The organism is Flavobacterium aurantiibacter, from assembly GCF_002251775.1.
GTDB classification, from domain to species: domain Bacteria; phylum Bacteroidota; class Bacteroidia; order Flavobacteriales; family Flavobacteriaceae; genus Flavobacterium; species Flavobacterium aurantiibacter.
The window spans coordinates 21,793-41,314 of the sequence record NZ_NOXX01000189.1; the positions used below are offsets into that span (position 1 = coordinate 21,793).

The 19,522-nt window shown below is 40.2% G+C and carries 15 protein-coding genes and 3 tRNA genes; 11 read left to right on the forward strand and 7 right to left on the reverse strand.

All coding sequences use genetic code 11. The features are described from left to right. Positions 1-19: 19 nt before the first annotated feature. A complete protein-coding gene (gene folK, locus CHX27_RS07270; RefSeq protein WP_094486099.1) occupies positions 20-1,150 on the forward strand; it encodes a 2-amino-4-hydroxy-6-hydroxymethyldihydropteridine diphosphokinase in 1,131 nt (376 codons plus the stop codon). A gap of 70 nt (positions 1,151-1,220) precedes the next feature. Here folK and CHX27_RS07275 read toward each other — a convergent pair whose 3' ends face one another. Further along, positions 1,221-1,760, reverse strand: coding sequence for an RNA methyltransferase (locus CHX27_RS07275; protein ID WP_094486115.1), 540 nt, complete (start codon positions 1,758-1,760; stop codon positions 1,221-1,223). Between the two features lie 115 nt (positions 1,761-1,875). Further along, on the reverse strand, positions 1,876-2,388 hold the full coding sequence (locus CHX27_RS07280) for a DUF1573 domain-containing protein (RefSeq protein ID WP_094486100.1): 513 nt from the start codon (positions 2,386-2,388) through the stop codon (positions 1,876-1,878). Between the two features lie 193 nt (positions 2,389-2,581). Between CHX27_RS07280 and mutS the strand changes: the two genes are divergently transcribed. The 4 genes from mutS to CHX27_RS07300 all read left to right on the forward strand — a co-directional run bounded on the left by mutS (position 2,582) and on the right by CHX27_RS07300 (position 5,854). After that, positions 2,582-5,152 carry a DNA mismatch repair protein MutS gene (gene mutS, locus CHX27_RS07285; protein ID WP_094486116.1) on the forward strand — a complete coding sequence of 857 codons (2,571 nt, stop codon included), beginning with the start codon at positions 2,582-2,584 and terminating at the stop codon, positions 5,150-5,152. Positions 5,153-5,285: 133 nt separating this feature from the next. After that, positions 5,286-5,358 (forward strand) — tRNA-Gly (locus CHX27_RS07290). A gap of 14 nt (positions 5,359-5,372) precedes the next feature. Then, a tRNA-Leu gene (locus tag CHX27_RS07295) sits at positions 5,373-5,458 on the forward strand. A gap of 51 nt (positions 5,459-5,509) precedes the next feature. Beyond that, positions 5,510-5,854, forward strand: a complete 345-nt coding sequence (locus tag CHX27_RS07300; RefSeq protein ID WP_133063435.1) for a YegP family protein — start codon at positions 5,510-5,512, stop codon at positions 5,852-5,854. Between the two features lie 293 nt (positions 5,855-6,147). On the opposite strand, the gene CHX27_RS07305 is transcribed toward CHX27_RS07300, so the two are convergent. Both CHX27_RS07305 and CHX27_RS07310 read right to left on the reverse strand, forming a co-directional pair. Next, entirely contained in the window at positions 6,148-6,372 is a 225-nt protein-coding gene (locus CHX27_RS07305) for a hypothetical protein (RefSeq protein WP_094486102.1), read from the reverse strand. Between the two features lie 163 nt (positions 6,373-6,535). Then, positions 6,536-8,689: a S46 family peptidase gene (locus CHX27_RS07310; RefSeq protein WP_094486103.1), complete on the reverse strand. Its 2,154-nt coding sequence runs from the start codon at positions 8,687-8,689 to the stop codon at positions 6,536-6,538. A 463-nt stretch (positions 8,690-9,152) separates the two neighbouring features. Between CHX27_RS07310 and CHX27_RS07315 the strand changes: the two genes are divergently transcribed. After that, positions 9,153-10,454 (forward strand): AbiH family protein, encoded by a 1,302-nt coding sequence (locus tag CHX27_RS07315; RefSeq protein ID WP_094486104.1) that lies wholly within the window; start codon positions 9,153-9,155, stop codon positions 10,452-10,454. Between the two features lie 69 nt (positions 10,455-10,523). Here the strand turns inward: CHX27_RS07315 and CHX27_RS07320 are convergent. After that, positions 10,524-10,603: transfer RNA gene (locus CHX27_RS07320), tRNA-Leu, on the reverse strand. Between the two features lie 172 nt (positions 10,604-10,775). On the opposite strand from CHX27_RS07320, the gene CHX27_RS07325 reads away from it, so the two are divergent. The 4 genes from CHX27_RS07325 to CHX27_RS07340 all read left to right on the forward strand — a co-directional run bounded on the left by CHX27_RS07325 (position 10,776) and on the right by CHX27_RS07340 (position 13,559). Beyond that, on the forward strand, positions 10,776-11,717 hold the full coding sequence (locus CHX27_RS07325) for a ribose-phosphate pyrophosphokinase (protein ID WP_094486105.1): 942 nt from the start codon (positions 10,776-10,778) through the stop codon (positions 11,715-11,717). Positions 11,718-11,744: 27 nt separating this feature from the next. After that, positions 11,745-12,353, forward strand: a complete 609-nt coding sequence (locus CHX27_RS07330) for a 50S ribosomal protein L25/general stress protein Ctc (RefSeq protein WP_094486106.1) — start codon at positions 11,745-11,747, stop codon at positions 12,351-12,353. A gap of 149 nt (positions 12,354-12,502) precedes the next feature. Further along, positions 12,503-13,069, forward strand: a complete 567-nt coding sequence (gene pth, locus CHX27_RS07335) for an aminoacyl-tRNA hydrolase (protein WP_094486117.1) — start codon at positions 12,503-12,505, stop codon at positions 13,067-13,069. Continuing rightward, positions 13,059-13,559 carry a hypothetical protein gene (locus tag CHX27_RS07340; protein ID WP_094486107.1) on the forward strand — a complete coding sequence of 167 codons (501 nt, stop codon included), beginning with the start codon at positions 13,059-13,061 and terminating at the stop codon, positions 13,557-13,559. Before pth ends, CHX27_RS07340 begins: the two co-directional genes overlap by 11 nt. Before the next feature lie 85 nt (positions 13,560-13,644). Here CHX27_RS07340 and CHX27_RS07345 read toward each other — a convergent pair whose 3' ends face one another. Beyond that, on the reverse strand, positions 13,645-16,950 hold the full coding sequence (locus tag CHX27_RS07345) for a reprolysin-like metallopeptidase (RefSeq protein WP_165764461.1): 3,306 nt from the start codon (positions 16,948-16,950) through the stop codon (positions 13,645-13,647). Positions 16,951-17,208: 258 nt separating this feature from the next. On the opposite strand from CHX27_RS07345, the gene CHX27_RS07350 reads away from it, so the two are divergent. Then, a complete protein-coding gene (locus tag CHX27_RS07350) occupies positions 17,209-18,207 on the forward strand; it encodes a T9SS type A sorting domain-containing protein (protein WP_094486109.1) in 999 nt (332 codons plus the stop codon). Here the strand turns inward: CHX27_RS07350 and rsmG are convergent. Then, entirely contained in the window at positions 18,204-18,821 is a 618-nt protein-coding gene (gene rsmG / locus CHX27_RS07355; RefSeq protein WP_094486110.1) for a 16S rRNA (guanine(527)-N(7))-methyltransferase RsmG, read from the reverse strand. The genes CHX27_RS07350 and rsmG overlap by 4 nt on opposite strands. Positions 18,822-19,522 lie beyond the last annotated feature (701 nt).

Sequence of the window (19,522 nt, forward strand, 5' to 3'; positions counted from 1 at the left end):
CGCCATCTGTTATTAAATCATGATTCACACCGCATATATTGGGATCGGCAGTAATGAAGGCGATAGTTTCGAAATTGTCGAGCAAGCTATCCATGAAATTCACGAACAAATTGGTTCAGTAGTAGCTATCTCCCCCATTTATATGTCGGCTGCCATCGGATTTTCAGGCCCCGAATTTCTCAACGCAGTAATCAAAGTTCACACGTTCTACGAGCCTTTGCACGTGCTCGGTTGTTTGCTTTCGCTAGAAGCAGAATATGGAAGAGTGCGCGACGTATCGGGAGGTTACAGTTCGAGAACACTCGATTTAGATGTCTTACTTTTTAACGACCAGCATATAAATGTACCGGAGCTTATAGTTCCGCATCCGCGCATGCACGAGCGCCTTTTTGTCTTGCTTCCTTTGTCGGATGTGTACGATGCACAACAAATTCCAGGAATTAACGAAAGCATTAATCAGCTTATCTCGAAGTGTCGCGATCAGCAAATTCATAAAACAGCAAAGCAAATTCATCTTCCCGTTCAAAAATTAGCCAAAGAGCATTTGCGCTATTTGGTTGTGGAAGGAAATATTGGTGCAGGGAAAAGTTCGTTGTCTGCTCGTTTGGCGGCCGATTACAACGGCAAGCAAGTATTGGAGCGATTTGCGGATAATCCGTTTCTACCTAAATTTTACGACGATCCGCAACGGTATGCCTTTCCGTTAGAAATGTCTTTTTTAGCAGATCGTTACCGACAGCTCATGGAAGATTTGCTGCAAGTCGACTTATTTTCAGATTTTATCGTAGCAGATTACTACATTTTGAAGTCGGTTATCTTTGCCAACGTCAATCTAAATGAAGACGAATTTCGCTTGTACAAAACCTTGTTCGACATCATGTACAAGGAAATTCCGAAACCCGATTTGTATGTTTATTTGTATCGCAGCACCGAAAGTTTGCTACAAAACATCAAGAAACGCGGTCGCGAGTACGAACAAAATATAGAGGCGTCGTATTTAGAGAAAATCAATGCAGGTTACGTGGCTTTTTTGAAATCGGAATCGCAAATGCGTGTACTGGTGATCGATGTGAGCGAATTAGATTTTGTGGAAAATCAACGCGACTATCTCCAAATTGTCGATCAAATAGCCGACGCCATAGCCCAATAATCTTTTTACAGCGGCTGAATCCCAAATTTCAAGCGATTTGACAAGGATTTTTATGACAAAATCATCTTGTTTAGTTGGAAAACGCGTTTAATTTTCGAGCGAATTCCCAAAGTACAATTCCTGCGGATACCGAGATGTTTAACGAATGTTTGCTTCCGAGCTGCGGAATTTCAATAACGCCGTCGCAAGCATTAATCACTTCCTGTTCGACACCAAAAACTTCATTTCCAAAAATTAGTGCGGTAAGTTCTTTTGGATTCGGATTTACTTGATGAAGGAATGCCGCTTTTTCGGTTTGTTCAACGGCAAAAATAGTAGCATTTCTTTTTTTTAATTCTGCGACAGCTTCGAGAGTAGTTTCAAAATACGACCAATCAACGGTTTCGGTAGCGCCAAGTGCCGTTTTATGAATTTCCTTGTTTGGAGGTGTAGCTGTAATTCCGCAAAGAAATATTTCAGAAACTAAAAATGCGTCGGAACTACGGAAAATAGAACCGATGTTATTTAAACTTCGCACTTGATCTAAGACAACAATGATAGGAAGTTTATCTGCATTTTTAAAGCCTTCAACATCTTTTCGATTGAGTTCGTGATTCTCGAGTTTGCGCATAATTTTCACAGGATATAGTTGTTTTTGCGAAGCAGTACTTGAAAAATGTTGCCGCTTCAATAACAAAGAAAAGCCACCCGATTAAAGGTGGCTTGAAGTATAAAAATAAGATGAATTAGCTTTTAGTTGGAGCCGGTGCTGGTGGTGCTGGGTTTGGATCGTTAACCACACCTTTAATAGTTAGCGTTTTGTTAGCCTCTGGTAAATTAGTAGTTAAGGTAACAGTTTTTTGGAAAGCACCAACGCGATTCGTATCGTATTTAACTCCGATTACTGCCTTTTGACCAGGCATGATTGGGTCTTTAGGGAAGGTTGGAACTGTACAACCGCAAGAACCTTTTGCATCAGAAATAATCAAAGGCTCAGTGCCATTGTTGGTAAGAACAAACTCTCTTTTTCCATCGGCATTTCTGTCAATAGTACCGTAGTCAATCACTTCAGTTTCGAAAACCATTCCCGGACCAGTAGTTTTTGTTAGTACGCTAGTTGGTTTAGAAGCAGCACTTACTGGCTTAACTACAGGTTTAACTTCTGCTTTTGCTTTTGGAGCTACTTTTTTACTCGATTCTTGTGCATGCCCAGCAAATGCAAAGCAGGCAAGGGCTAATACTACTATACTTTTTTTCATTTTTTTTAATTTTAAAAATTAATTTCTTGGTCAAATTTATAAATTATACCTTTATACCTTCGTTGTGAAGACAGAATTTTTGTTAAATCGGCTGGGATTAACAATTCATTTAATGATTGTTAACAAGCCTTTCAAATCCTAAACCTTTTTTCGATTGAGTTCAAAAACTAAAGACATCAAAGAAACACCTTTGATGAAGCAATACAATGAAATTAAGCGAAAGTATCCCGATGCTTGTTTGCTTTTCCGCGTAGGCGATTTCTATGAAACTTTTGGAGAAGATGCAATTCGCGCTTCTAAAATTTTGGGAATCATACTTACCAAACGCGGAAACGGAAGCGAAAGCGAAACGGCATTGGCCGGCTTCCCGCATCATTCGTTAAACACCTACTTGCCTAAGCTCGTGAAAGCAGGCTTGCGCGTGGCTATTTGCGATCAGTTGGAAGATCCAAAACTCACTAAAACCATTGTTAAGCGCGGCGTTACCGAACTAGTTACGCCGGGTGTTTCGCTTAACGATGAAGTGCTGCAAGCGCAGTCGAATAATTTTTTGGCCGCATTGCATTTCGGTAAACAGCGAATAGGTGTGAGTTTTCTCGATGTGTCTACAGGAGAATTTCTCGTTTCGCAAGGCGATCAAGAATACATCGATAAGCTGATGCAGAATTTTGCGCCCAGCGAAGTATTGGTAAACAAACCCGATAAAGCGGCATTTCGCGCACAATTTGGAGAGTCGTTCCACAGTTTTTTCTTAGAAGATTGGATTTTTAAAGACGATTTTGCCTTTGAAAAATTAACCCAGCATTTTCAAACCATAACTTTGAAAGGTTTTGGCATCGAAGATCTTAACGAAGGTATTGTTGCCGCAGGAGCCATTTTGCACTATCTAAGCGAAACCCAACACAACAAGCTTCAACATATTAATGCCATACAACGCATCTCGGAGTCGGCTTATGTTTGGATGGATAAATTTACCATTCGCAACCTCGAATTGTACCATTCCTACAATCCCAATGCGGTAACTTTACTGGATGTAATTGATAAAACGCTGTCGCCAATGGGAAGTCGCCTGCTAAAGCGTTGGCTAGCGCTTCCGCTGAAAGATTTGGCAGCAATCACACAACGTCACGATGTTGTCGAGCTACTTACCAAAAACACAGCGCTTTTACAAGAATTTCAAATACAAATCCGCCAAATATCCGATCTCGAACGCCTGATTTCAAAATTGGCAACCGGACGCGTTAGTCCACGTGAATTAATGCAACTCAAGCATTCATTGGATGCAATCGTTCCTATTAAAGAATTGGCTGAAAAGAGCGGACACGAAGCTTTGCGAATCATTGGCGATAGCTTAAATAGTTGCGACGTACTGCGCGAGAAAATTGCAAAAACACTCAATCCAGACGCTCCCGTAGCACTCAACAAAGGAAATGTAATTGCTGCGGGTATTGATGCAACACTCGACGAGCTCCGGCAAATTTCAGGAAATGGCAAGCAGTACTTACAAGGCATTGAACAACGCGAATCGGAAGCTACCGGAATCAGTTCGTTGAAAATCTCGTTTAATAATGTGTTTGGCTACTACATCGAAGTGCGCAACACGCATAAAGATAAGGTGCCCGAATCATGGATTAGAAAACAAACTCTCGTTAATGCCGAGCGCTACATTACCGAAGAACTCAAAGAATACGAAACTAAAATTTTAGGCGCCGAAGAACGCATTTCTAAAATTGAAGCACAACTTTTTGAAGACCTTATTAAATGGGTGAGTACCTACATCAAACCCGTACAATTAAATGCGAGTTTGGTGGCAAAACTCGACTGCCTGTGCTCGTTTGCGTTATTGGCGATTGAAAACAATTATAGCCGACCCGAAATTGATGAGTCGTTCCGACTAGAAATTACCGGCGGAAGGCATCCCGTTATTGAAAAACAATTGCCGCCAGGAACACCCTATATTTCGAACGATTTATCTCTAGACAGCGAGACGCAACAAATCATGATGATTACCGGTCCGAATATGTCGGGTAAATCGGCAATATTGCGTCAAACGGCTTTAATCGTGTTGTTGGCACAAATGGGTTCGTTTGTACCCGCCGATCAAGTAAAAATGGGATTGTGTGATAAAATCTTCACGCGCGTTGGCGCCAGCGATAACATATCGGTTGGCGAATCGACTTTTATGGTGGAAATGAACGAAACCGCGTCGATATTGAATAATCTGTCGGATCGCAGTTTAATTTTATTGGATGAAATTGGCCGGGGTACGAGCACCTACGACGGTATTTCGATTGCTTGGGCTATTGCCGAATTCATTCACGAACATCCGTTTGCACCAAAAACCTTATTTGCTACGCATTATCACGAGTTGAATGAAATGTCGGAACGTTTCAAACGCATCAAAAATTACAACGTTGCGGTTAAAGAATTACCGGATTCGGTACTGTTTATGCGAAAGTTAGTGGCCGGAGGTAGTGCACACAGTTTTGGTATTCACGTGGCTAAAATGGCTGGTATGCCACAAACGGTCGTGCAAAAGGCAAAAAAAATACTAACAAAGCTCGAACGCGAACACGGCGGTAATTTGTCGGATAACATCCGAAAAATGGAAAACGACATGCAATTGAGCATCTTCCAAATGGACGACCCGATTCTAGAAGAGATACGCGAGGAATTGCAAGCCATACAAATCGATACGTTTACACCGATCGAAGCCTTAATGAAGCTTAACGAGTTAAAGCGTTTGGTGTCGAAAACAAATTGAGTTGAGCTAAGCTATTTTTAGTCAGTCTTTTAGCGGTTGACTGTAATTTTTTTGTATTTTGTGCTTGCAAATAACACAGAAAGGTGTAAATTTGCCCTCGCATTACAAAAGTAGCGCAGTTCTTCAATTTCATGCGAAAATAGCTCAGTTGGTAGAGCGCGACCTTGCCAAGGTCGAGGTCGCGGGTTCGAGCCCCGTTTTTCGCTCAAGATTCACATTCGCTCGGATGGTGAAATTGGTAGACACGCTGGACTTAAAATCCAGTGAACAGCAATGTTCGTGCGGGTTCAAGTCCCGCTCTGAGTACAAAAAGCCTTTTCATCTGAAGAGGCTTTTTTGTTTTATAAGCTTTTTATTTTGGGCGTATTTTCCATTTACCGTTCTAAAGACGGACAGTATCGTTTTTGCTTCAATTCCCGAAAAGGCAAACCGCTATTTACTTCTTCAAAATTTGAATTGCGCTTTGAGTGCGAAGATGCTGTGCGTGTACTACAAGAAGCCGTAGGTTTGCTGACGTTCGAAACCACCAAAAACAGCGACGGTTCGGTTACTTTGGTCTGTCAATTCGCGACCTTCCTCGTAAAAAGCCGAAAATTTACTACCGCATTTCGTCAACAAAAGGCAGTAGATGAACTCAAACGAACCGCTGCAAAAGCCGAAATACTCGATTTTAGTTCGGCCTTAGATGTATTTCCAGATTAGACTTCTACAACTTTCTTAAATCAATTTCAAGGCACTTGCTTATTCAAGCAGTTTAGTTTTTTTTACCGCGGTAAATATTTATTAGAACTACTTGAAATATATTTTTGATAAGTAGTGATGTGTTTGATTGCTAATCAAGCCAAGAAAATGAACTCTTGGTAATGCGTAGTCACGAAAAACGAATAGCGGCTCTGTAGAGTAGGGAAGTGGCTAAAAAAGTATAGCGGCTCAGTTTTGATATAAATAAAAAAGCCTCGGAAAACCGAGGCTTTAAAATCATTAGATGTTTCTAATTATTTTTTAGCAGCATCAGCAGCAGGAGCAGCAGCTTCTGCAGGAGCAGCAGCAGCATCAGCAGCAGGAGCAGCAGTAGTGTCTTCAGCAGCAGGAGCAGCCTCTTCTACAGCAGGAGCCTCAACAGCTGGAGTTTCCTCAGCAGGAGCCTCAGCAGCTTTCTCTTTACAAGATACTACAGTTAATGCAGCGATAACAGCGAAACTTAAAAATACTTTTTTCATCTTACTTTAAATTATAAAAGGTTAATTATTAATTCGATGCAAAGATATAATTTTTTTAATACGACAATCAGAATCTGAAGTTTTTTTAAAAATCCTATTCCTTACAACGCGAAAACAATTTACAAGTACCGTGCCAAAATTGTTTTAAACGTTAAAAAAATCTTTATTTTTTTAAACCAATGATTTTCAGTTCGTTGATTAGGTTCTGCGCGTTTGCAAACTTGTCGATGATGAATAAAATGTAGCGCGCGTCAACCATGACGTTTCTGCAAATCGCCGGATCATAGTAAATGTCACTCATAGTTCCCTCCCAAACGCGATCAAAATTCAACCCAATCAAGTTGCCTTTCGCGTCAAGCGCCGGACTTCCACTGTTTCCTCCTGTGGTATGGTTAGTTCCAATAAAGCACACCGGCATCTTTCCGTTTTCTGCATACCTACCGTAATCTTTCTTTTCATACAATTCAATCAGCTTTTGCGGTACATCAAACTCATAATCGCCCGGAATGTACTTTTCTAAAACACCATCTAAATACGTTTTGCTCGTATATAAAGTAGCGTCTTTCGGCTGATAGCCTTTCACCTTGCCATAGGTAATGCGCAACGTACTGTTTGCGTCCGGAAACATGCGGTCGATCGCTTTCAACTCATATAAAGCTTTGGTGTACAGCTTTTGTGTAGCCGTGATTTTTGCGTTAATTTCTTCGTATTTCGGCGCAACCATAGTGGTATACGCTACAGCAATATCCGTCATCAGTTGTACACCCGGATCAGCACTTAACTTCGTTTTCACTTCAGCTAGACTACCACTCAATAGGTTTTTTACTTGGTCGTAGTTGCTTACGGCCGATTTCTGATACAATTTCTCTGTCAACGACGCAGCTGTTTCGTTTTTGAATTTTTCAGGTAGAAAATCTTTAGGATAATCACTCAGATATATGGCTATTAACGTATTAAATACTTGCTGATCCACGTCCAAATTAAAATCTTTGTAAAATGCCGGTAATCCGTCGATTAGTGCTTTTCTTCGCTCCTCAAATGCAGCTTCGCTCTTGGCGTCGGTGCCCAATTGGCTCAGTTGATATAACTTAAAAGCAATTGCCGTAAGCTCGGTATTGCGCAAGAAAATCTCGTTAAAGTAATCGCGTGCTACTGCATAGGGTCTAATAGCAGTATAGTGTTTTTCGAAATCGCTGAGTAAATTTCCGTATGCTGCAGTCTGATTTTTCTCAACCAATAACTGCTTGAACTTCTCTTCGTCGGCACGTTTCTTTCCAACGGCATCCGACTTTTTCAAACCTTGAGATTCTCCAATCCACTTCTTCCAATAATTGGCTATCGCCGCGTATTTTGCAGCATACTGTATTTTAATTGCCTGATTTTTACGCATAAATCCGTCCTGAACTTTCAAAGCTTGCTCGCGAACTTTAATTCGAGCCGGATTTAAATCGTTCACAATTTGCGAAACAGCCACCGCCGGCAAATATTCTTGTGTACGACCCGGATAACCCATTACCATGGTAAAGTCGTTGTCCTTTACACCCGCAATCGAGATCGGAAAAAAGTGCTTGGGTTTGTACGGCACATTGTCTTTCGAATACTTCGCAGGTCGATTGTTTTTGTCGGCATAAATTCGAAACAACGAAAAGTCGCCGGTATGTCTCGGCCACACCCAATTGTCGGTATCCGATCCAAATTTTCCGATACTCGACGGCGGAGCGCCCACTAATCGAACATCTTCAAAACTCTCGGTTACAAAAAGCAAGTACTGGTTGCCGTCGAAAAACGAGCGTACAAAACTCCCTTGCCAGCTTTCTTTTTTCGTCTCTTTTTGCACTTTGGCAATATTTTCTTTAATGCGTTGCTGTTTGTTCACCTCGCTGTTGAGGTCGGCAACACCTTCAAGTACGGCAGTGGTTACGTCGGTAATGCTTACAATAAACGTTACTTCTAAATTCGGGTTTGGCAATTCCTCTTCCAGCGAATACGCCCAGAAACCATTAGTAATATAATCGTGTTCAAGGGTAGAATGCGACTGGATTTCGTCGAAACCACAATGATGATTGGTCAGCAAAAGTCCGTTTGGCGAAATAACTTCCGCAGTACAACCGCCGTTAAATTGCGGAACGGCATCTTTCAAGCTCGATTTATTCGTGTCGTAAATATCTTTCAAGGAAATTTTCAATCCGAGTTTTTTCATTTCCTTTTCGCGCGTTCCATCGAGTAGAGAAGGAACCCACATACCGCCTTGCTGGGCAAACGACAGTTGGAGGAATAACAGTAAGAGCGCGAGTACGAGTTTATTTTTGTAGTGCATATCAAAAAATTAAAACAAAATTTCGGTCTCGCAAGTTGCTAATTTACGGCGAGAAATGCGGCTTAAATGTTTACTAAATTTCAAGTAGGTTTTTTAGAAGCTATTCCCGCTTTCCGCAATAGTGCCGCCTCAAAACGCAACAATACCTAAAAGTTTGTTCGGCTTCTTGGGTCGCCAACCAAACTTTTGGTCTTGTAAGCGTTTTCTTATTGGCAGCTATTTTGCTTCAATCGGGGCTATGCGGATCGTTTCCAGGAATGGCATAAAAAATAAAAAAGTTATGAGTGATAGTTAATCTAAATAGTATAAGGAATTTCAGATATAATGATTTTCCAAAAAGATGGATTCGCTTTTCCTTTGAAATAGATGTCTCGAAATTTTGTTTCTTTTTAAACTTCCTGTAGATTTAAGAAATTTGACAATATTTAATATCTGAATTTGATAACTTTTAATTGATGCTAAGATGAATAGAATAATATTGATTGGAAATGGATTCGATTTAGCGCACGGTATGAAAACTCGTTATTCTGATTTCATTGCGGATTATTGGAATAATGTAATAAACGAAGTAGTAAATAGAATTAAAACTAATTATACATCTATACCAGGTAGATTCGAAAACGAAGAAATTATAATTAATAATTTGCCAGGGCAGTACATCGGGGATGTTCATTTCCAAGCTGCGAATTTTGAAGAATTAAAACAAAACTTAAAGCAAATTGAATCAGGTATAAAATTCAAAAATCAATTTTTGCAACTTTTGACCATTAAACATAACGAACTGAGTTGGGTTGATATTGAAGTTGAGTATTACACGCTTTTAAAGAACTCGTTTAAAAATTCACCCACAAAATACTCTATCAAAGACTTAAACAATGATTTTCGTAGCGTCAAGATTTTACTAGAGAATTACCTGATAAAAATTGAAAACGAGTTTAAAGAGAGTTTTGAAAGCAAATCTAGTTATCGTAAAATAAAAAATGCTATTGGTTTTCAGATATATGCTCCTCTAAGTTATAGAGATATTGATGAGGCATCGCTAGCAGAAAAGGCTAAATTTGAATTTGAAAGTTTGCAGAATGATTTAAGTGATATAAGTCAAGGATTTAAAAAACTCGAGAATTTAAATTCTAAGCGCCAATATTTAATAAAGCGACTGCGAGAAAATGCGAATATAAACGACATTAGAAAATTGCTTGTTGCCGGAGACACAATAAATTATTTTGATCTTAATCCAAATGAAATTTTATTTTTAAATTTCAATTACACTTTAACTGAAGAAATTTATAGGTACTCAACTGAATTTGAAACCTACGAATCATTACGAGATATAGTTCGTAAGGTTATTCACATTCACGGTACAACTGATAAGTACGATAAAAATGATGTCATTTTCGGTTTTGGAGACGAGCTTGACAAAGATTATAGAGAAATTGAGGATTTACATGATAATGATTATCTCGAAAATGTAAAATCAATTAAATACATGGAAACAGACAATTTCAAAGAGTTGCTACAATTTATAAATTCTGATAAATATCAAATATTTATAATGGGACATTCATGTGGTGTCTCAGACCGAACTTTGCTAAACACGCTTTTCGAACATAAAAATTGTGCGTCCATAAAGCCGTTTTATTACAAGATAGACGATGAGTCAGACAATTATAGCGATCTTGTTAGAAATATTTCCAGAAATTTTAATAGTAAAGCGCTAATGAGAGATAAAGTTGTAAACAAAAAATACTGTACACCACTTAAGTGAGCCATGCGATTCCATCGCATGGAATGGCTTTAAAACAAAAAAGCTGTCAAATCTGACAGCTTTTTAACGTACCCGGAGCCGGAGTCGAACCGGCACGGTTTCCCACAGGTGTTTGAGACCAGCGCGTCTACCAATTCCGCCATCCGGGCAAAACTGCGCACAAAAGGACCATTCCTTTCAAACACGCGGCAAAGGTAAAAATTATTTTTATTCAGCAATGCAAATAAGTGGCAATTTTTAGCTGTCGCTTCATTTAAATTTATAATTTTGCACCTCGCTTACAACAACAACTACTAACATACTACTAAACAAGACAATAACATGTCACATCAAGAACCGGAAGCTAAAATTTTCGCCTGTTCCCAAAGTGTCTATCTCGCCGAACAGATCGCCAAACACTATGGCGTTCAACTAGGTAAGGTAACGTTCTCAAAATATTCTGACGGAGAATTTCAGCCTTCTTACGAAGAGTCGATTCGAGGAATTCGCGTATTTATCGTGTGTTCTACCTTTCCAAGTGCCGATAACCTCATGGAGTTATTGCTCATGATCGATGCCGCAAAACGCGCATCGGCTCGACATATCACTCCCGTGATTCCGTACTTCGGATGGGCCCGACAAGATCGCAAAGACAAACCTCGTGTGCCAATTGGAGCTAAGCTAGTAGCCAAACTACTCGAAGCAGCAGGTGCAACGCGTATCATGACCATGGATTTACACGCAGATCAAATCCAAGGGTTTTTCGAAAAGCCAGTAGATCACCTGTTTGCATCTACCATCTTCTTGCCCTACGTGAAATCGCTAAATCTCGACAATCTCACCATCGCATCACCCGATATGGGCGGCTCTAAAAGAGCATATGCCTATTCAAAATTCCTAGAATCCGACGTGGTAATTTGTTACAAACAACGAAAAGTCGCCAACGTAATCGATACCATGGAACTAATCGGAGAAGTGAAAGGACGAAACGTGATTTTAGTCGACGATATGATTGATACCGGTGGTACGCTCGCGAAAGCAGCCGATTTGATGATCGAAAAAGGAGCATTAAGCGTTCGAGCCATTTGTACGCACGCTATTTTATCGGGCGACGCTTACGAGAAGATTGAAAACTCCAAACTCAGCGAATTAATCACAACCGATTCTATTCCGCTGAAAAAGCAAACGCCAAAAATTAAAGTCGTAAGCTGCGCACCTTTATTTGCAGAAGTCATGCAAATGGTACAGCACAACAACTCGATTAGCGGCAAATTTTTAATGTAATTTAATTGTTTAACTATATTTTTTAAAATGAAATCGATTACTATCAAAGGATCTGAAAGAGAAAGCGTGGGCAAATCGGCAACGAAAGCCTTGCGTAATGCTGGAATGATTCCTTGCGTTTTATACGGAGGAAATCAGACGGTGCATTTCGCAGCTGAAGAAGGCGCTTTTAAAAACTTGATTTACACTCCAAACGCACACACAGTTGTGATCGATTTGGGAAGCAAAAAGTTCGAAGCTGTTTTGCAAGACATTCAACAACACCCAGTAACTGACAAAATTCTTCACATCGACTTCTATCAATTGTTCGATGACAAAGAAGTAACCATGGAAGTTCCTGTAAAAGTTGTAGGTACTTCTAAAGGTGTATTGGCAGGTGGTGTTCTTCGTTTGAACCAACGCAAATTGAAGGTAAAAGCTTTACCAAAAGATTTACCTGATTTCGTTGAGGCTGATATCACGCCGCTTGAAATGGGTAACAAATTGTATGTAACTAAGTTAGAAACTAAGAATTTCAAACTGTTACACCCAGACAATACTGTAGTAGCGCAAGTGAAGATTTCACGTGCTGCGATGAAAGCCGCTCAAGAAGCAGCAAAAGCAGCAAAAGCTCCTGCAAAAGGAAAGAAAAAGTAATTCGAATTACTTTTCAACAAAAAGCATCGGTTTTTCCGGTGCTTTTTTTATTGAACAATATTGAAGTCGCTTAAATTTGAACTCATAAGTAAAAAGTGATGTTACTGAGAATTAAGCGCCTTTTTGGTGTAGAACGCAAGGACGAATTCATGAAAAAGTTTTTAATTGTAGGTTTGGGAAACATCGGTGACGAATATCGAGAAACCAGACACAACATCGGCTTTAAAGTAGTAGAAGCTTTAGCCAGCAGCGAATCGGCTTCTTTTAAATCGGCTCGATTCGGAGAACTAGCCGAAATAAAAGTGAAAGGAAGAACAGCATTACTTCTTAAACCCAATACGTATATGAACCTCAGTGGAAAAGCAGTGAAGTATTGGATGGATAGCGAGAAAATTCCGTTAGAAAATATTCTTGTTATTACCGACGATCTTAATCTGAGTTTCGGCACCATTCGCATCAAAGCAAAAGGAAGTGATGGTGGGCATAACGGACTCAAAAGTTTGCAGGCCGAATTACAATCGCAAGCCTATCCGCGTTTTCGTTTCGGCATTAGCGATACGTTCAAAAAAGGTCAGCAAGTCGATTATGTATTGGGAAAATGGACCGCAGAGGAAAACAAACTTCTTCCCGAACGTTTAGATCTCGCGTCGCAGGCGGTTAAATCATTCGTATTTTCGGGACTACAAAACACAATGAATCAATTCAATGGCAAATAAAACAATTCTCGCGTTTACCGCCGTTTGCTTACTTTTTGCGTGTAAGTCGGCACCCTCGTATTCTAAAGTAAATCCGCTAACTACTTGCGAAGTCGATTTTAAATGCAGTGAAACCTTACACAAAAATGCTTCGTTGGAATTTAAAATGGCAGAATATGCGAACTCTACGGCAACAATAGTCGAGCAGCAAGAAAGTTTAGTGGTAGAGTTAACTAAAGATAAGATAGTAGAAAAAGGAATTCAAGATGCCAACTACCGCGAACACTTTTTGATACAGCTTGCCGATCCAAAGAAAACCGTGGGCGTTAGTGCGGTTCAGAAATTTGTGTTCGGAAAATTCTGCTACTGCAAAGGCGAGGCGGGCTATTTCGAAGTCACCGATTTTGAAGTAAGCTATACTTCGAACGGAAAGGTGGGTCGATATGTCATTACTTATAGCGTTCCAAACAGCAAAATTCAGAAACAAAAAATTGAATTTGAATTGCGTTAAATGCTAATAAATTTTAGAGTTTACGATAAAAAAAACGGCGATTCATATTTGAATCGCCGTTTTCCATTTGTGTTAGTTTTAGTTATTATTCCACAACAATTCGCTTTACTTCTTTGAAGTTTGCACCAGAGATTGAAACTAAGTACACCCCCGCTTGTGCGTTTTGCAGTGAAATGATTTCGTTCAGCGGACCTGCATCTGCTGTATTTGATTGGTGCAAAACACGGCCGCGCATGTCGTAAACAGTAATTTCCGATTTCGCATCCAGTGCTTTCGCAGAACTGATAGTAAAGTTCCCGTTACTTGGGTTTGGATAGATGGCAATGCCAAAGTCGGAAGTAGTATCTTCTACAGAAAGAGGCGCTGCGGCTCCGCATAGGCGTAAGCTCCATGCTACAAGTGCACCACCGTCATTATTAGAGTTGTCGGATACGCGTAAAGTCCAGTTGCCTTGGGCATTCTGGTTGTTAAAACCATTAAAGCTTTGGGCTGGAATAAATCGTCCAAAAATTCTTGGGTTTGTATTCTGGCACGCAAATGTTGTTCCCGACATAGTAAATGTTGCCTCTACATCTTGTGCGCCTGGTCCGCCTATGTCGCACTGATTTTGAAACAATATGATGTTTGTTCCTGCTGGAGATATTAATCTACAAGTTAGATCGCTAACCCATGTGTGGTTAATTTTTACATATACTTCAACCTCATTTATTGTGAAGTTTTCAGCGGCTGGAATGTTAATTATTGAGTTAATAGTTGGACTTCCATTAGCAGATATATTAACAGGTAGAACAGCTGGAATAGAAACATCGCAATACTTTGTGTTAAAAACAGAAGTGGTTGACCAGTTTCCAACACAGCCTGCATTTCTTGGTCTAACTCTCCAATAATAATCTTCCAACGGCAGCAAATCCGAAGCAACAAACGAGGTTCCTGCTACATTTGATGAACGTACAATTACAGAGAAATTCAAGTCTGAAGAAACTTCAACATCATAGTTTGTAGCACCATTTACCGCTGACCAGCTTAAATTTGTTGATGTAGAAATTCCAGTAGCATTATTGGCAGGGGTTAATAGGTTAATCGCTGTAAAGTTTCCGCTACTAACTTCTATATAAAAGTTTGCAGTTCTTGTAACAGCACCAGAAGTTGCAACAACAGGAATCAAATAAATACCGGGGGATACAGTAGAAGCAACATCTACGGTCATGTTCACAGTTCCTGTTGCTGAAATTGTGTTTTGAGAGAAGCTCACGGTAACTCCTGCGGGAACGTTTCCAGCAGCCAAGTTTGTAGTTGCACTGAATCCTCCAATAGCGGTATACGATACGTTAAAACTGGTTTGATTTCCAGCGCATACAGCTTTATTCTGTTCTCCAGCCACTCCATTCATACCGATATTAAACGTTGAGCCGCCACTTGTAATACTGAAATTCGTATTTGAAATGTCGTAGAAAATATTTCCGTGTCCAGTTATCAGGATACGATTATTCCCTCCTGTATTTGATCCTAAACTTATTAATTCTGAGCCGTCGTTAGGAACTTTACTTGCCAATAAGGTGCCAAAGGGATTGCTGCTGGTTGTAACTAACCAAATATCTACATAAGGAGTATCTACACCATTTGCGGTGGTTCCAGCGACATCCCAAGTTACTGTTTGGTTTGTTCCGCTTTGGTAAGACACGTTTGTGTTTGGGGAGGTCACTAAAAAGGGACCTACACCAGCCACTGTGACGGAAAAATTATCTCTAGCCGTTTGACCGCCGTTAACAAGGTCATTGTCGCGAACAGTCAAAGCGAAATTAAAAGTTCTTGTAACGTCGCTTGTCACTTCGTAGTTTGGATATAAATTGTTGTTGAACACGCTAGTAAAAACAGGGAAAAATCTTGCTTGCGCTGCAGTTGGGATTCGTGAACGGAAATTTGGTCCGCCTTCATTTTCTGCGATTGGAGGTTGAATAGAGGTTTGATTATCCATTTGATCCCAGCAATAAGTTAAACCAGTATCGTCAACGTCTGATGCTGATCCTCGAAGGAAAAAAGGAGTGCTCAAAGGAATAGTGTAGTCTCGCATAGGTGCGATCACGGGCTTAGCATTCGAAATCGTAGTGTTTACTGAGCAGTTTGCGCTGGTTGAAACTAGAGCGGCAATTTGCGCCAAACTCGCAGCATGAAAAGCAGCATCCGAATTATTCTGGACGTTCTGCGGAGCACAAATTCCTGCGTATGCCATAATTGTTGTACCACTTCCAGGTTCTACAGCTGTTTCTTGCGAAATATTGCCATTGCACGAACCCGAGTTACTGCTAAAGGTGTGAGTAGCTCCAAACTGATGTCCCATTTCGTGTGCAACATAGTCAATGTCAAAGGGGTCGCCAACAGGCGCATCAGATCCTGTAACACCTCGCGCTTTTTGCCCGCTGACACAAACCGAACCTAAGCCAGCAATTCCACCACCTCCAGTAGAAAAAACATGTCCGATATCATATCCTTCATTACCAATGCTACCGTCAATAAACGTTTGGTTTTGTTGAAGCAACTGACCTCCACTTGTATTGTTAAAATTATCTGATACGATATTAATAAGAATATCATTGTCGGCAATCAACTCCAAAGTGATGGCAGCGTCTCTTTCGTACAAGCCATTCACACGAGTCATCGTAACATTCATTGCAGCTAATACAGCTGCTACTTTTTGTGCGTTGGTTCCGTTGTTGAGCCCTGCTGCAGCAACGTGATACGCAGCGTATTCTATAGTACACGACAAAGCTAGTCGATATGTTCTAAGAATGTTATCTTCTGCCGAAGTATTTTGAGTACTGAGCAATTGCTCTAGGGTGTTTTTTTCAGCAGAAAATTCACTATCTAAAACATCGCAGGTAAAACCCGAAATGTTGTCAATTGCATCACGGCTGTACACTACATAAGTTGCTAAATCTGAAGTAAGAGGCTGGATATAATAAGTGCCTACTTCAGTGTCGAAATTAATTGAATGTAAACCGAAAAGTGTGGTCGAGAATCGAATACTTGAAGTATTATTTTTTGTGCTTCTACCAACATATGATTTAATATCTGGATACTTTGCGGCTAGTGTTGGATGCATTACCGAAGCTTCAAAAACTTCATACTCAACCAAACCACCGTTGGGCGATGGAAACGAGATAAGCTTACCGGCTTGAGATCCAGCAAACTTTCGATTTGGAGCGCCACTTAAAGACGCTTTAAGTACTTCCATGTCTAAATTGAAAGACTCATATTCAGACGGAAAATTCTTAAACTCTAAACGAGGTTTGTTCACAATACTAGATTTAGTAACTCTAGTCCAAACCTGACCACTTGATTCTGCGGGTATAAAAATACTCAACAAAAGAACAATGAGTAGTATTCTCTTCATTTTAAAAAAATTAATTAAGCAGCCAAAGTTAAAGATTTTAATAATATACTCAGCATTTAGATAGCTAAATTGCAAATCTTTCATATAGATTCTACAAATTGTTTGGATTATAGCAATACAAGCAGATAACCAACCGCAATTGCTGCTCCAAGCCATTTCAAACTATCTAAAAATTTTTATCATTCATTTTTTCCTTTGTGTGCCTTTTGCTTTAAGAAAAAATTAGTACTTTTAAAAATTACTTAAAATCAGATTCTTATGAAGCAAAAACTACTTTCATTATTTCTTATTTCCACCGTCGGATTGTTTGCTCAACAACCCATAACCAATTTTTTAGGTGGCCCAAACATGTTTTACGCTTCAATACAGCCTAATAATTTACCCAACCAAAATTCGGGCGGTGGCGACCAAAATTGGGTATATCCGAGCGCTACAAATGGCTCCGTAGTTGAAACTGTGGAAACGCCTACGGCAGCCGAATTAACAAATTTTCCCGGCGCAACACACGTTTATCGAACTTCCGGCATCGTCGACGGAAATGCTACATCGGGAAATATCTATGCGATAATTTCGGGTTCATCTGTACAGATTATCGGACTAACAATTGATACCTTAACCCTTAAGTACGACACTGCATCGGCAACCGTAGGAACCTATCCGCTCCCTTACAGCTATCAAAATATCGACGACACCGTTTCAGGTACCTTCGTTTACCAACAATACACCGGAACCTTCAGCGGAACCTTAACTACCTCAGTAGATGCATCGGGAACATTAGCCGTTGGTAGCTCCGAAACTTTTAACGTAACGCGATTGAAAAGTGTTCAAGATTTAGACTTGTCTTACGGAAATTTCGGCGTAGTAGGTAACATCCTAATTCAAAGTTCGAGTTATTACACCGACAACCAAGTTCCTGAATTTCCAATCGTACGACAAGCCAATACATCTTTATCAGTGCCGTTGCTGCAGATTAATGAAAACAGAACACGAGTCGAAGTTGCCTCGCAATTTGCCAACACCGATTTCGAACCTATTGGAAGTAATCGTTTAACCTTAGCCGAAAACCCTGTTAAGCAACAGTTAGAGCTCATAACCGACGCGCAAATTACTACCGTGGAAATTTTTAATTTGCAAGGAAAATTAATGGGTACCTACTCGAAAACAATGATTGATGTTTCAAATTACGCTTCCGGAGTTTATTTGGCTGTTGTAAGTTCAGCCTACGGAAACAAAACCATTAAATTCGTCAAAAACTAAAAGGGCACATAAACTACTTTCTTCGTCTCGAAAAATTCTTCGTGAAAGAACCTAGCAATATCGAATTGTTTCGCTTTCGGGAAATCTGATAATTCTTCAGTCAGATCTCCTCCTTTCAAATACAAAATTCCGTTCCGAAGTTCATGCCGACTTTTAGAACGGAATTTTCCGTTTACCCAAGAGGCAAAATCCGACATATTCGTCACCGCACGGCTAACCACAAAATCAAAATGACCCTGAACTTGAGCGGCACGCTGTTGCTTCGCACTAACGTTTTTAAGCTCCAAAGCTGCGGCTACGGCTTCAACAACTTTGATTTTTTTGCCAATCACGTCTACCAAAGTAAACTGCACTTCGGGAAATAAAATCGCCAGCGGAATTCCCGGAAATCCGCCGCCTGTTCCTACATCTAAGATGTGCGCGTCGGGTAAAAACGCCTGAACTTTCGCGATGGACAAGGCGTGCAAAACGTGTTTTTCGTACAACGAATCGATGTCTTTACGCGAAATCACGTTAATTTTTGCGTTCCAGTCGGTGTACAGTGCTTCCAATTGCTCGAATTGTGCGCGTTGGCTGCTCGTTAAGTCCGGAAAGTACGCTAAAATTTGTTCCATGGCTTTTTTTGCAAAAGTAGGAATTGAAGTTTAAATCGCTCCATCTAAAGTGCACATCGCATTTCCAGTCTTTTTAACGTTGATTTTGTTTTGGGCGCGCCGGCAAACGAGTCGTCGCTGCGCAAAAGTTGTTCACGCCGTCACGTGTTCCGCTGTATCTTTTTGGCAAAACTATAGTGGAAATACGCAAGGCCAAAAAGTATGTCGCTGCACCCGTTCGCGCGGAAAAGCTGCGCAATCTAAAAAGCTAAAAGCTAAAAAGCCAAAAGCGAAAGAAGCGAAAAAAGCGAAAAATGGGAAAATTGGAAAAAATGGAAAGAAGAGAAAAAAGTGAAAAACCGAGATAACTCATTTGCGGTTAACTCTCCTAATCGTATTGTAATAAACGAATTGTGGGTTAGGGAGGGAAGATGGAACGTAAAAGAGTGAATTCATCGAAGTCTTAATACTTAATACTCCCATCTTAATACTGATTAAATAGTTTGCGAACTTTGCGTAAATCTTTGCAAACTTTGCGGTTAGCCTTCAACAAGCTCAGGCAGCGAGGGAGCGCAATGTTACACAAAGTGTTTCACAATGGACACAATGTTTTTCCTTCGACAAACGCACGTACCAGCTTTTTAAGCGCACAGAAAACACTGAACTTCAAAGAATTATACCGTTGAGGAAAACACAGAACGTGTCAAGCCACCAAAAAATCG